The organism is Marinomonas sp. A3A, assembly GCF_018336955.1.
Classification (GTDB): domain Bacteria; phylum Pseudomonadota; class Gammaproteobacteria; order Pseudomonadales; family Marinomonadaceae; genus Marinomonas; species Marinomonas lutimaris.
The window spans coordinates 1,614,878-1,629,193 of record NZ_CP025532.1 but is presented as its reverse complement, the minus strand read 5'-3'; the positions used below and the strand labels follow the sequence as shown (position 1 = coordinate 1,629,193).

14 protein-coding genes are annotated in these 14,316 nt (G+C 45.1%); 9 read left to right on the top strand and 5 right to left on the bottom strand.

Features of this window, described 5'->3' with window-relative positions; all coding sequences use genetic code 11:
- The first annotated feature begins 7 nt into the window (after positions 1 to 7).
- From rsxB to CYL31_RS07560, 8 genes are all read left to right on the top strand, one after another.
- Positions 8 to 604 carry an electron transport complex subunit RsxB gene (rsxB, locus tag CYL31_RS07595; RefSeq protein WP_100187299.1) on the top strand — a complete coding sequence of 199 codons (597 nt, stop codon included), beginning with the start codon at positions 8 to 10 and terminating at the stop codon, positions 602 to 604.
- Positions 604 to 3,579 (top strand): electron transport complex subunit RsxC, encoded by a 2,976-nt coding sequence (rsxC, locus tag CYL31_RS07590; protein ID WP_249411731.1) that lies wholly within the window; start codon positions 604 to 606, stop codon positions 3,577 to 3,579. The genes rsxB and rsxC overlap by 1 nt, the downstream gene beginning before the upstream one ends.
- Positions 3,580 to 4,638 carry an electron transport complex subunit RsxD gene (gene rsxD / locus CYL31_RS07585; protein WP_212918323.1) on the top strand — a complete coding sequence of 353 codons (1,059 nt, stop codon included), beginning with the start codon at positions 3,580 to 3,582 and terminating at the stop codon, positions 4,636 to 4,638.
- Complete coding sequence (gene rsxG / locus CYL31_RS07580) at positions 4,638 to 5,255, top strand: electron transport complex subunit RsxG (protein WP_212918322.1); 618 nt, start codon at positions 4,638 to 4,640, stop codon at positions 5,253 to 5,255. The genes rsxD and rsxG overlap by 1 nt, the downstream gene beginning before the upstream one ends.
- 15 nt (positions 5,256 to 5,270) lie before the next feature.
- Complete coding sequence (locus tag CYL31_RS07575; protein ID WP_249411770.1) at positions 5,271 to 6,032, top strand: electron transport complex subunit E; 762 nt, start codon at positions 5,271 to 5,273, stop codon at positions 6,030 to 6,032.
- A gap of 43 nt (positions 6,033 to 6,075) precedes the next feature.
- Entirely contained in the window at positions 6,076 to 6,711 is a 636-nt protein-coding gene (nth, locus tag CYL31_RS07570; protein WP_212918321.1) for an endonuclease III, read from the top strand.
- A gap of 121 nt (positions 6,712 to 6,832) precedes the next feature.
- The gene (gene aptA / locus CYL31_RS07565) at positions 6,833 to 8,158 is read left to right on the top strand and encodes an omega-aminotransferase AptA (protein ID WP_212918320.1); all 1,326 of its coding nucleotides are present in this window, start codon (positions 6,833 to 6,835) and stop codon (positions 8,156 to 8,158) included.
- 183 nt (positions 8,159 to 8,341) lie between these two features.
- Positions 8,342 to 8,668, top strand: a complete 327-nt coding sequence (locus CYL31_RS07560; protein WP_212918319.1) for a hypothetical protein — start codon at positions 8,342 to 8,344, stop codon at positions 8,666 to 8,668.
- Positions 8,669 to 8,714: 46 nt separating this feature from the next.
- Here CYL31_RS07560 and CYL31_RS07555 read toward each other — a convergent pair whose 3' ends face one another.
- From CYL31_RS07555 to CYL31_RS07535, 5 genes are all read right to left on the bottom strand, one after another.
- Positions 8,715 to 8,987: an RNA recognition motif domain-containing protein gene (locus tag CYL31_RS07555; RefSeq protein WP_212918318.1), complete on the bottom strand. Its 273-nt coding sequence runs from the start codon at positions 8,985 to 8,987 to the stop codon at positions 8,715 to 8,717.
- A gap of 77 nt (positions 8,988 to 9,064) precedes the next feature.
- Complete coding sequence (locus CYL31_RS07550) at positions 9,065 to 10,006, bottom strand: nucleoside hydrolase (protein WP_212918317.1); 942 nt, start codon at positions 10,004 to 10,006, stop codon at positions 9,065 to 9,067.
- A 75-nt stretch (positions 10,007 to 10,081) separates the two neighbouring features.
- Complete coding sequence (locus CYL31_RS07545; protein WP_212918316.1) at positions 10,082 to 10,975, bottom strand: ribokinase; 894 nt, start codon at positions 10,973 to 10,975, stop codon at positions 10,082 to 10,084.
- A gap of 185 nt (positions 10,976 to 11,160) precedes the next feature.
- On the bottom strand, positions 11,161 to 12,393 hold the full coding sequence (locus CYL31_RS07540) for an argininosuccinate synthase (RefSeq protein WP_212918315.1): 1,233 nt from the start codon (positions 12,391 to 12,393) through the stop codon (positions 11,161 to 11,163).
- Positions 12,394 to 12,595: 202 nt separating this feature from the next.
- Positions 12,596 to 13,486 (bottom strand): flagellar protein MotY, encoded by an 891-nt coding sequence (locus CYL31_RS07535; protein ID WP_212918314.1) that lies wholly within the window; start codon positions 13,484 to 13,486, stop codon positions 12,596 to 12,598.
- Positions 13,487 to 13,581: 95 nt separating this feature from the next.
- Between CYL31_RS07535 and rnt the strand changes: the two genes are divergently transcribed.
- Complete coding sequence (rnt, locus tag CYL31_RS07530; RefSeq protein ID WP_212918313.1) at positions 13,582 to 14,250, top strand: ribonuclease T; 669 nt, start codon at positions 13,582 to 13,584, stop codon at positions 14,248 to 14,250.
- Positions 14,251 to 14,316: the final 66 nt, after the last annotated feature.

Sequence of the window (14,316 nt, the reverse complement as noted above, 5' to 3'; positions counted from 1 at the left end):
CCAGACGATGTTTACTGTTTTACTCGCTATCGGCATCTTAGTACTTTTATCGCTTATTTTCGGCGCAATCTTGGGTTATGCCAATGTACGCTTTCACGTGGAAGGCGATCCAATTGTTGACCAAATCGATGCTCTTCTTCCACAAACCCAGTGTGGCCAATGCGGTCATCCAGGTTGTCGCCCTTATGCAGAAGCCATTGCGAACGGCGAAGCCATTAACCATTGCCCACCAGGCGGACAAGCAACAATCCAAGCCTTAGCCGACTTATTGGATGTAGAAGCGGTTCCGTTAGATGGCGATCACGGTGCAGAAAGCGCAAAGCGTGTGGCTGTCATTCGTGAAGACGAGTGCATCGGCTGCACCAAGTGCATTCAAGCCTGCCCTGTAGACGCGATTTTAGGTGCAGCAAAGCAAATGCACACCGTCATAGCGGACGAATGCACAGGCTGCGACCTTTGTGTCGAGCCTTGTCCTGTAGATTGTATTGATATGGTAGAAGTAGGCGTGACAGCGAAAACTTGGTCTTGGGACAAACCGCAGGGTATCGCGGCAACCTCGTTAAACATTATTGCCACCGACCGCCAAGCGGAGGTTGCACACTAATGTCAGCAGTAAACATGCAAACAGCAAACGTTTTTTCTTTTCACGGCGGCATTCATCCACAGGAAAACAAAGCGCAATCTTTGCAATTACCTTTGGGCAGACCAAGCCTACCGAGTGAGCTTATTTTGCCGCTTGGACAACATATTGGTCAAAGCTCTCGCCCTCTAGTAAAAGTGGGTGACAAGGTACTAAAAGGCGAAACCATTGCAATTAACAATGGCTTTTTAAGCAGCTTTTTACATGCACCAACCTCTGGCACCATTGCTGCTATTGAAGAGCGCCTAATTGCCCATCCATCTGGTTTAAGCGACCTTTGTATTATCCTCATCCCAGACGGTAATGAAACCTGGACAAAACTTGAACCATTAAGCAATTGGCAAGACATTAGCAAAACTGACGTGCTGGCGTATTTGTCTGAAATGGGCATCATCGGCATGGGCGGCGCAGGCTTTCCAACTCAAGTAAAATTACAAGGTGCACACAAAAACCCGCTAACGCACTTCATTATTAACGCGGCAGAATGTGAACCTTACATCACCGCCGATGACATGCTGATCCGTGAAAAAACGCTAGAATTGATTTTAGGCATCGAGATACTTCAACATCTTGTAGAAGCCGATAACGTTGTCATTGGTATTGAAGACAATAAACCGACTGCCATCGCCGCACTAAAGTCGCTACTCACCAAGCGCAATAGCAAGATTCAACTTGCCGTGGTGCCGACTAAATACCCGTCTGGTGGCGAGAAACAATTAATCCAGCTATTAACGGGCAAAGAAGTCCCAAGCGGTCAATATCCAGCGGACATCGGTATTTTGTGTCAAAACGTCGGTACCTGTGTTGCGGTTCACGACGCTATCACACTGGGTAAGCCTTTGATTTCACGCTTCACCACATTGACCGGTGACGCACTAAAAAATCCGCAAAACGTCGAAGTGCTACTTGGCACACCAGTTGCGCATTTATTGGATTACGCCGACTCTGAACAGAAAAAACTCAGCCGTCTGATCATGGGCGGCCCAATGATGGGCTACACCTTAGATTCAGCGGCTGTGCCGATTGTTAAAACCAGCAACTGCATCTTAGCGGCCAGCAAAAAAGAACTTCCGCCACCAGCACCTGAACAAGCCTGCATTCGTTGCGGCATGTGTGAACAAGCCTGCCCTGCTAGTTTGCTACCTCAGCAATTGCTTTGGTTCAGCAAAAGCCAAGAGTTCGAAAAAGCCGAACACCACAACTTGTTTGATTGCATCGAATGTGGCGCTTGCTCTTATGTTTGTCCAAGCAGCATTCCGCTGGTGCAATATTACCGTCACAGCAAGAGCAGCATCCGTGAAGCTCGCGAAGCCAATGTGAAATCTGACTTAGCCAAGCAACGTTTTGAAGCGCGTAAAGCTCGTCAAGACGCAGAAGCCGCTGAAAAAGAAGCGAAGCGTCTTGCTCGTCAAAAAGCGACATCAAGCAAAGCAACCGATGCGAAAAAAGCCGCACCAGCAAAAGCGGCTCCAACGGCCGCTGCTGCGCCAGCAAGCAATGACGAATCGAAAAAGCTCAAGGTCGATATCGCCATTGGCAAATCCAAATTGAAGAAGCTGCAAAAGCAGCTGCTTGAAGCGCAAGAAAACGAACACGTGGAAGAGATCAACAACTTGCAACTGCAAGTCACTGATCAAGAAAAAACTATCGCATCACTAGAAGAGCAGCTTGCGCAAGTTCCTAGCGCGGCGCCTGTCGCTCCAGTAGAAAATACCGCCAAGGCAAGCCCTGCGCCGGTTAGCGACGAGCTGAAAAAAGCCAAAGTCGATGTAGCCTTGATTGGCGTGAAACTGAAGAAACTACAAAAGCAGCTTAGCGAAACACCAGATGATCAAGAGCTGAAAGACAAGATCAGCACTTTTGAAACCGATCTAAAAGCCGCGCAAGACACAGTCAGCAAGCTAAGTGAAAACACTCAGCCAAGCGCAAATACGGCAGCAGCTGAACCAAAAGCCGTGATTAGTGATGAATTGAAAAAGCTAAAAATCGATGCTGCCATCGCCAAAGCGGCGGTGAAAAAAGTCGAGAAAGCCTTGAAGAAGGCTGAAGAAATAAACGCACCTGAAATCGAAGCGATTCGCCAGCAATTACAAGAAGCCCAGCAAAGAGCTGATGAACTAGAAAAAGCTTTAGCTAACCCAGAAGCCGTTATGCAAAAAGCAGAGTCAACGTCAGCTAAAGCAGAACCTGCGACCAACTTTGATGCCGACGCGATCAAAAAACGTAAGATCGATCTTGCCATTGCCAAAGCAGGCGTTAAAAAAGCCGAGAAAAATATTCAGCTTCTAAAAGAGCAAGGCAAAGACGAAGCTGAAATCAATGCTTCTGAATGGCCAAGCAAACTAAAAGAAGCACAGGATAAACTCGCCGTACTTGAGAAAGAACAAGCAGCAGAAACTACTAAATCTCCTGCGACAACAGAAGCCAGTGCGCCAGCCGCACCAGTAGCCACGGAAAACGTCGATGCAGATGCCGCTAAAAAACGCAAGATAGACCTAGCTATTGCTAAGGCCGGTATCAAGAAAGCCGAGAAAAATATTCAGCTTTTAAAAGACCAAGGCAAAGACGAAAGCGAGATAGAAGCATCGGAGTGGCCTAAAAAGCTCATTGAAGCACAACAAAAGCTAGCCGCGCTTGAAGCAGAAGAAAGCACATCAGCTACTTCCGTTTCTACGCCTGTAGAGAAAACAGCGGCTGCTGACAGCGAAGCCAAAGTAGAACCAGAAATGGATTTAGCGACGCAGATTAAAAAAGAAAAAATCGCCGTTGCCTTGGCCAAAGCACAAATCAACAAATTGAATAAGCGTTTAGAAAGTACGCCAGAAGACGCAGACAGTATTAACCAAGAGATTACCGCTACTGAGCAACGCTTGCAAAGCGCCGAAATCTTGTTAGAAAAACTTATTCATTCGCAAACCAACATGCAAGAGAATCGTTAAATGGCATTATTGAGGATCACCTCCCCCCACACTCAACGTGCAGGACGTCGCACCTCTTGGGTGATGCAGATGGTCATTTTAGCGACCATTCCAGGTATTGTGGTGCAAACTTGGTTATTTGGCTGGGGCACGCTAATCAACCTAATGATTGCCTGCATCACGGCACTATTAAGTGAAGCGGCTATTTTGGCGATTCGTCGTCGCTCTGTCGGCTTCTTCTTGAAAGATTACAGTGCGCTATTAACAGCGGTACTGTTAGGCGTGGCGCTTCCTCCCGTTGTGCCTTGGTGGGTAACCGTGACAGCAGTCGCCTTTGCTATTATTTTTGCCAAACAGCTTTATGGCGGCTTGGGCAATAACCCATTCAACCCCGCCATGGTCGGTTATGCAATTGTATTGGTGTCTTTTCCTGTGCCAATGAGCCAATGGCTTGGTGTGCAAGACATGGTAACCGCCGGTGAAACCGTGTCTTTCATGCAAAGCTTGCAGGCAATCTTCCATCACTTACCCGTGATCGATAGCTACACCATGGCAACGCCATTAGATGGCTTCAAACACAAAGATTTATTAGACACCCAAGCAGCTTTTAACAGCATTGCAGCGCTACAAGGCCCAAGCCTAAACAGTTGGCTTTGGGTGAACTTGGCTTACCTTGTGGGTGGTCTTGCTCTGATTTGGTTGCGTATTATTACTTGGCACACGCCTGTGGCATTGTTAGGTGCTTTGTTAGTAATGTCTGGCGCATTCCATTTATTTGATCCTAGCAACACGGCAACGCCATTTTTCCACCTAACCACTGGCGCCGCCATGTTTGGTGCCTTTTTTATTGCTACCGATCCTGTGTCTTCTTGCACCAGCAATCGCGGCAAACTGATTTATGGCGCGGGCATTGGCATCTTGATTTACATCATTCGCTCTTGGGGCGGTTACCCTGATGGTGTGGCGTTTGGCGTATTGCTAATGAACTTCGCGGCACCATTAATCGATTACTACACACAACCCAGAACCTACGGCCATAAAAAAGCCAAAACCGGCTTAAAAATTGGGGAGGATAACTAATGGAATTGTTCGCCTCTATTCGTCGTAATAGTCTTGGTTTGGCTATCTTCGCAGTGTTGACTGCTGGCCTCATTGCCATCACCCATCAGCTGACAGATCACACCATTAAGAACAATATTTTGGATGCGCAAATTTCTGCTTTTAACGAAATCTTGCCAGCCAATTTATACGATAACGACTTAACCAAAGACACTGCCATTTTGCCAGCCGATCCTTTATTAGGTAGCGAAGAAGGTATAAAAATCCACATCGCCCGTAAGAATGGCGAAGTCTCTGGCATCATTTTCGAGACCATCGCACCGCGCGGCTATAACGGCAATTTAGACATGCTCGTTGCCATTGATAAAAACGGCGTAGTCACTGGTAGCCGAGTCATTAGCCACAAAGAAACACCTGGGCTTGGCGACAAGGTGGATCTTAAAAAGTCCAAATGGATATTAAGCTTTGCCAACAAATCGTTAGATAATCCAGACCTAAAAGGCTGGGGCGTGAAAAAAGACGGTGGCGATTTTGACCAATTCACAGGTGCAACGATCACACCTCGTGCCGTGGTTCGTGCCGTAAAGAACACTCTTATTTATTTTGATCAACACAAAGATACGCTACTAGCGTATTAGGATAGCCAAATGAAAATGAGCGCAGAAACAGTAACCAGTGACGCTACTCAAGAAGAGAGTAAACCAAGCGCCAATTACGCAGAAATCATTTACAACGGCATTTGGAAAAACAACCCAGCTTTAGTTCAATTACTTGGCTTATGTCCTATGTTGGCGGTAACCAGTACCGTCGTCAACGCATTAGGTCTTGGGTTGGCTACCATGGTGGTTTTAATAGGTTCCAACATTGCGGTTTCCCTAATTCGTAACTACGTTGCCGATGCGGTTCGCCTACCTGCTTTTGTCATGATCATCGCCTCGTTTACCACCTGTATCGAATTGATAATGCAGGCTTACACCTATGAGCTTTATCAGATTTTGGGGATTTTCATTCCTCTAATCGTAACCAACTGTGCAATCCTTGGCCGTGCTGACGCTTTTGCCAGCCGCAACCCTGTGCTGCCTTCAGCGCTAGATGGTTTTATGATGGGCTTGGGCTTCATGTTTATCCTTGTCACCTTGGGCGCCATGCGTGAACTAATCGGACAAGGCACATTGTTTTCAGATATGCAGTTGTTGTTCGGCGATATGGCTATCCATTGGAAAATCACCGTTTTCGAAAACTACCCAAATGTATTGTTTGCCGTATTACCACCGGGTGCCTTTATTGGTTTAGGCTTATTGATCGCGGGTAAGAACTACCTAGACGAACGCGAGAAAAAACGCGTTGCAGAACAAAAGGCCAAAGACGGCCCAAGTGCCTCAAAACGTGTGCGGGTGACTGGGCAAGTTAGTTAACTTTTACCCACAGACCATTTAACGTGAACAAAGGCTATTTATTTTGAATAAAGAGAAGCGCTACGAGATTTTTTCTCGCTTACGAGCTGAAAACCCAAATCCCGTAACCGAGCTGGAATACAGCTCGCCTTTTGAGCTTTTGATTGCGGTGCTGTTTTCAGCACAAGCTACGGACGTTAGCGTCAATAAAGCCACACGCAAGCTTTTCCCTGTCGCCAATACGCCAGAAACCATGCTGGCGCTTGGTGTTGATGGCCTAAAAAGCTACATCAAAACTATTGGTCTGTTCAACGCCAAAGCCGAAAACGCCATCAAGACCTGCAAAATCCTGATCGAAAAACACAACAGCGTTGTACCTGAAACCCGCGAAGAACTCGAAGCACTTCCCGGCGTTGGCCGTAAAACCGCCAACGTGGTTCTAAACACGGCATTTCGACAAGTGGCCATGGCCGTTGATACGCATATCTTTCGCTTTGGCAATCGGACGAAAGTCGCGCCGGGCAAAAATGTTTTAGAAGTGGAAATGAAGCTGTTGAAGTTTGTTCCGAAGGAGTTTCTTTTGGATGCGCATCACTGGATGATACTTCACGGTCGTTACATCTGTGTCGCTCGCAAGCCTAAATGCGATGCCTGTATTATTGAAGATTTGTGTGAATACAAAGACAAAACCTCAACTTAATTATCCAATTTTTTTAGTTAACTAAAGACTAACCTAAAATTAAATAACATCACATTTATTAAACCTTTCTAGCTCGGCATTCTTACTCTATTAAGATTTCACTTTATAGAGGGAGAATGCCATGAGTCACCGTTTAACCCAAGCCCAGCTTGATGCCCATTGGATGGCCTACACAGGCAACCGCCAATTTAAAAAAGATCCTCGCATTATTACCTCTGCCGCAGGAAATTATTACACTGACAGTGATGGTAGAAAGATTTTTGACGGGCTTTCTGGTTTATGGACTTGCGGTTTAGGACATAGCAACCCAGCAATAAATGAAGCGGTGGCTGAGCAAGTTAAGACCCTCGATTACTCCCCTGCGTTTCAATTCGGTCACGAGAAGTCTTTCTTGTTAGCTGAGCAAATTACCGAGTTTATGCCTGCTGGCTTAAACCGCATTTTCTTCACGGGTTCGGGCTCCGAATCCGTTGATACAGCGTTAAAAGTGGCGCGTGCTTACTGGCGTAAAAAAGGCATGGGCACTAAGACTAAATTTATCGGTCGTGCTAAAGGTTATCATGGTGCGGGGATTTCAGGCTTCAGCGTCGGCGGTATTCCTGCGAACCGTACGCTTTATGGTCAAGGCTTAGAATCTTATCACTTACCTCACACCCAAGTTCCGGGCAGCGAATTTTCTAAAGGCATGGCCGAACAAGGCAAAGAACGCGCTGAAGATTTGCTTAACCTAATCATGATGCACGATGCGTCTAACATTGCGGCAGTCATTGTTGAACCTATGTCTGGCTCCGCTGGCGTTATCGTTCCACCAAAAGGGTATTTGCAGCGTTTGCGTGAAATCTGTGATCAGCACAATATTTTGCTTATCTTTGATGAAGTAATTACCGCTTTTGGTCGCATGGGCGCAAAAACCGGTGCAGAAGCTTTTGGGGTGACGCCTGATGTGATTACCATGGCAAAGCAAGTAACCAATGGTGTTATTCCAATGGGCGCTGTAGCTTTCAAACAGGAGATCTACGATACCTTCATGGATAACGGCGGCCCTGACTACATGCTGGAAATTCCTCATGGCTACACCTATTCGGCTCACCCTATTGCCTGCGCAGCTGGCTTAGCATCTCTTAGTGAGATAAAGAAACAAGGTTTGATTGAACGAGTTAGCAGCATGAGTTCGGTCTGGGAGGACAGCGTACATCAACTTAAAGACGCTAGCCCTATGATCACTGACATTCGTAACTATGGATTTGCGGCAGGCATCACCATTGCACCAATAGATGGTGAACCAGCTAAGCGTCCCTTCCAAATCGCCATGGCAATGTGGGACAAAGGTTACTATGTACGTTATGGTGCCGACACTATTCAATTAGCACCACCCTTCACAACAGAGCAGTCCGAGATTGACAGCCTAATCAATGCCCTAGGCGAGACAATTAAGCAACAAAGATAAAAGCCTCTCAATTATCTTCGTAATACCTTTCTATAATCAAGATGTTGCTGGTAAGTTCACAGCAACATCTTGATTCAAATCAATTTTTTCTAGCTATCTCTAACCTGTAATCTTGCACTATAATGGCTGTCCTAGAAGAGTCATCAATGACCTTGGATCTTCACCCAGTAAAGGATAAAACCAATGTCTATTACACACTCACCTTATGTTCGCTGCTTTTGGACCGGTTCCCTATACCTAACCAATGGAACTATCATGCCAATTCATTGCACGCACATATCTACAAAAATGCTAGAGGTAGAAGCACCAGACGGTCTACATGGATCAAAATTAGTTAAAGTAGAGCTAAAGGCAATTCATGAAGGGAAAACAGCCACAATCAAAGCATTGTGTGACCCACAACTGGATGTGTTTAACGAGCATAATAAACATTATTTTAAACTCGTTTATCACACTATATCAGACAAAGATCTTGCCTTTATCAAAGAGTTCGCAGACGCTCATTCCTAGCTCATAGCAGTGACAAGCTAGGATAGCGGATAACTAGGCGTGTATTTTACTCTGCGTCGTCACTATCCGCTTTTTTCGCTGTCTCTTCCGCTTTCTTCACGCGAATTTTAGAACCATCTACGTCCATGCCATTCAGTGTTTTGATCGCGACTTTCGCTTCGCCCACTTTTGGCATTTCAACAAATGCAAAGCCTTTAGATTCGCCCGTTTCTTTGTCCATAACAATCGTACAAGACTGCAAAGTACCGTGAACGGCAAACAAGCCTCTCAATTCGTCTTCCGTAGTGTTACGGGCAAGGTTTCTTACTAATAATTTCATATTTTTCTCTTTATAAATAAAAAAGACATGGAAGTTACTTACCATGCCTTCAAGTTTGATTGCGCCATTCTAACGGTTTAAGACAAGGTTGTCTCAAACAAGGCCAACAATTTTTCACTGTCGACTTCCATACAAACCTGCGTCATTGGCACATCGCTCCAATGAGGCTCTGGGAAGCTCATGCCTTGAGGCGCAAAAATCGTTTGACCGATACCAATGCCTTCGCAAGCAACACGCACCGCTCCCAACTCAACACCAAAAATACTTGGGTCCATTACATAAGCAATGGTTGATGCATCATGGAAGTAGCAACCATCCATATCAAAACGACTACTGTAGAAATTAATATAATGCTGAGCACAATCGTACAAGAAACCACCTTCCGTCGGATTGGCTTTCTTAATACGCTCTAATACAGAATTGTCTAATAACACCTGATGAGTAACATCTAAACCAATCATAGTCACTTGCCACGCTGCGGTGAAAACTTTGTCTGCCGCATGTGGGTCGTTCATGATATTGGCTTCTGCAACAGGCGACACGTTACCGTATTCAATTGCAGTACCACCCATAAGAACCACTTCGTCAACCAGATTTGCCACTTCAGGATCAAGCTCTAACGCTTTTGCCAAGTTGCCTAGTGGCCCAAGAGCGATAATGGTGACTTCACCCGGAAATTCACGCACGGTATCAACGATAAACTGCGCCGCGCTTTTCTCGATTGCCTTACCTTTTGGTGCCGGCCAATCAATGTTACCGAAACCATCTTTACCATGAACAAAATCTGGGTGTGGACGTGGTGCAATCTTACTTGGTACCGCTACACCTTTGGCAACTGGTACGCTTACTTTCGCGATCTCAGTCAAAGTGATGGCGTTTTGTGTTGCCAAATCCACAGACACATTACCAAACGTCGTGGTTAGACCCAATACATCAAGCTGTGGCGCTTGAAAGGCGAAGAAGATCGCCATTGCATCATCTATGCCTGGATCCGTATCAATAATAATCTTACGAGCCATGTTTTTGTTCCTCTTTTAACTATTCGTTGTTGGCTATGTATTTCTGGCTAAGCATTCTTAGCGAATTCTTTTTAGCTAACTGTTTTTGGCAAGAAAAGCCGTCACTTCATCTTGTGTCGGTATAGATGACGCTGCACCCAAACGAGTAACGCAAATAGCAGAAGCTGCGCAGGCACGAGTAATCGCTTGTGTCATGTCTTCGCCATTCATGATGGAAGACAAGCAGAAACCAATAAAGGTATCACCCGCCGCTGTCGTATCTAGGGCATCCACAGAAAAGGCTTTTACCTTCACGCTTTCATTACCGCTGAAATAACATACCCCCGCTTTCCCAAGGGTCATCAACACTTCTAATTCTGGATAAGCTTTTGGAAACGCTTCAATAGTGCTGTCTATATCCGTTGTACCAATTAAGTCCATGGCTTCAACTTCGTTAACAATCAATAGATCAACAAAACCAAGCACTTTTTTGGTTAATTCAGCGTCCATTGGTGCCGGGTTAAACGCAACCTTAACTTTGCTCTCTTGCGCTTTGCGCATGATATATTCGATAAGGTTAGTTTCATTTTGCAGCAATACCCAATCACCTGCGTTTGCTTGCGACAAAACTTGATCAACTTGTTCTTCCGTCAACGCATGGTTCGCGCCTTGGTACAAAATAATAGAGTTTTCTGCTTCTTTGGTTAGCTGAATAATCGCATGACCCGTTGGCACATCAATTTGCTTTATCAGACCTGTATCGACACCAAGGGACTCTAACTGATCAATAACAGCTTGATCACTGTGATGAATCGCACCGACATGCTTTACATCAGCACCTGCTTTAGCAAGTGCAACAGATTGATTTGCTCCTTTACCACCCAACAAACACTGATAGCTATTAGAAGCCATTGTTTCGCCAGGTCGAACAAAGTGATCTAGCTGATAAAGGTGGTCGAGGTTAATCGAACCAAAGTTATAAATTGTCATAATTCTCTTCCTTCAGATCAGTATGCATCGTATCGGCACATTTCATTCTACTGTTCATTCTGCAAAGCGACATGCTATGTCAATTAACCAGCGAATACTGACCAAGTGTACAAAAATAAAAAACGCTCCAATTCTGCAAGAATGGAGCGTTTTTTGAAAGCTTATTTTTCTAAATCAACAAGTGCTTACTTGTCGCTATCTAGAAAACCACGACCTTTCTGAGCGGCAATACGCATACGTAATGCGTTTAGCTTGATAAAGCCAGCTGCATCTTTCTGATCGTAAGCACCAGCATCGTCTTCAAAAGTAGCAATTTTGCTGTCGAACAAGCTGTTTTCAGACTGACGACCAACAACACTTACGTTACCTTTGTACAATTTAAGACGTACTGTACCGTTTACATACTTCTGAGATGTGTCGATCAAAGCTTGCATCATACGACGCTCTTCTGACCACCAGAAGCCGTTGTAGATCAATTTAGCGTAACGAGGCATCATCTCATCTTTCAAATGCGCCGCTTCACGGTCAAGAGTAATAGACTCAATCGCGCGGTGTGCTTTCATCATGATAGTGCCACCAGGTGTTTCATAGCAACCACGGGCTTTCATACCAACAAAACGGTTTTCTACGATATCAACACGACCAATACCATTCGCGCCACCAACTTTGTTTAATGTTTCCAAGATAGTTGCTGGAGACATTGCTTCGCCATTGATAGAAATAGGATCGCCTTTCTCGTAACCAATTTCGATGTAAGTTGGTTCGTTTGGAGCATTTTCTGGAGAGACAGACCAACGCCACATGTCGTCTTCTGGCTCTGTCCATGGATCTTCCAACTGATCACCTTCAAAAGAAATGTGCAGTAAGTTAGCGTCCATAGAGTAAGGAGATTTTTTCTTTTTAGTAGAAAAATCAACTGGGATTTTGTGTTCTTCACAGTATGCCATTAGGGTTTCACGAGACGTTAGATCCCATTCACGCCAAGGAGCAATTACCTTAACGCCAGGTTTCAATGCGTAAGCGCCAAGCTCAAAACGTACTTGGTCGTTACCTTTGCCTGTTGCGCCGTGAGAAATGGCATCGGCACCTGTTTCATTGGCGATCTCGATCAAACGTTTAGCGATCAAAGGACGCGCAATAGACGTACCTAATAGGTATTCGCCTTCGTAAATAGTGTTGGCACGGAACATAGGGAAAACGAAGTCGCGAACAAATTCTTCGCGCAAATCTTCAATGTAGATTTCCTTAATACCCAACGCTTGAGCTTTAGCACGAGCTGGTTCAACTTCCTCACCCTGACCCAAATCAGCGGTAAAGGTAACCACTTCACAGTTATACTCTTCTTGAAGCCACTTCGCGATTACGGAAGTATCCAGGCCGCCAGAATAGGCAAGCACTACCTTCTTCACGTCAGACATTATCTCTATTCTCCTCAACGAGCTCGCGCTCCCTCACCAGTGCTTTCAAACCAGAACATGGCGGCGCAAAAAATTTAAAAAAGGGGCTGTAAGTGTAAGATCTCGATTCTTGCTTAGCAAGTAAAAAGCCCCGTTTTGCTCAGATAATTCAGCAAAACGGGGCTCTTTTAGTAAATCAGATAAATCTGTAATACTTTATAAATTAACTCGACTCAGATGACTTCTCTAAGCGAATCGTGACTCGTCGGTTACGTTCTCGGCCTTGAGCGGTATTATTTGTGGTCGAAGGATAACGTTCACCATGATAACGAGAAATTATTTTTCCAGCCGGCACACCTTTCTCAAGTAAATACGACGTTACTTTTTCTGCTCGTACTTTTGACAATTCACGGTTATCTCGGCGAGAACCAATAATATCCGTATGGCCATCAATATAGATGTATTCCACACTTGGATCAGAAGAAACATACAAGGCCACCAGATCCAAACGTGCCTTAATTCGATCTGTAAGGTTCACGCCATTGGTTGGAAATAATGCTGCAGTTCTAGCAATCTGATCATAATTCACTGGCAACAAGCTAGACAGGCAGCGTCTAAATTCATTGTAAGCAGGCGCAAAGTTAATATTCGACAAACCAACTTCTATTGTCTCACGATTATTTTCCCAAGCTGTTCCAGCCACGACTGGATGACGCCCACGATCCAAGCTAGAGAGCATTCTCTCTGCTACTTTGCCACCGACTTCAACCGTCAACCCATAGCCAGGATAAGGCAAAATATCTAAGGTTTCTGGCTTTAAACCCGGCGACCAATCTGGTGCTTGGGAAATAATATAAACCTGACCGGGACCAAGCTTTTCATTCTGCGGCTGCAAAATAAACTTCATCGGTTCGCCCGCTTCTTTTATAAAGTGACCTTCTCCGTAATTCGGCACGGGGTGCGTTAAACTGCACGAAAAAATATCGCCCGAAAGTAGCCACTCAGAGTCCGAAATACCGGATTGGTAGTGAGTTATGGCGTTGGCCTGCGTAAATGGCATGCCAGCAGCCAATAAAAATGTGGTGCGAATTAGAAGTTGTTGGGGAATTCCCATTTAGACATCTCGTTCAAGCATTATCAAATGTGTTATGATCCGATCCTATTGTATACCGTTACTGTTGATCAAGCGGCAGAATTAAGGACCTTCTTTTGTCAAACCATGAAATCAAAGATAGATTCCGCGGCTTCCTACCTGTTGTTATCGACGTAGAAACCGCAGGCTTTAATCAAAAAACCGATGCTTTACTAGAAATGGCGGCCAGCATCCTAAGAATGGATGAAAATGGCGACTTATATATCCATGAAACATTGGAATTTTTGATTAAGCCATTTGAAGGCGCAAACCTTGAAAAAGCAGCGCTAGACTTTACTGGCATTGATCCTTTTGCGCCTGGCAGACAAGACATGCCAGAAACAGAGGCTATCAATCAAATGTTTACGAAAGTTCGTAAAGAACTAAAGTCTGTAGGTTGTAAACGTGCCATTTTAGTTGGCCACAACGCGGCTTTTGATCACGGATTTTTAAATGCAGCGATTGAACGTGCTGACATTAAGCGTAATCCATTCCACCCTTTCTCTAGCTTCGATACCGCAAGCCTAGCGGGTTTGGTGTTTGGGCAAACGGTATTGGCAAAAGCCTGTGAAGCAGCGTCTATTCCGTTTAGCAACTCCGAAGCACACTCAGCAAAATATGATACAGAAAAGACCGCTGAACTATTTTGTGAAATGGTTAACCGCTTGAAACGTCTTGGCGGCTGGCCACTGGTTGAAAACGAAGCAGAAGATAGCATGGCGGCTATTTTCAACTCAGGAAAATAGCGCCACAATAAGAATGGGCTTGAGTCACCAAAGCCCATTTTTTCTTTATCTATTAAGTAGGCATTA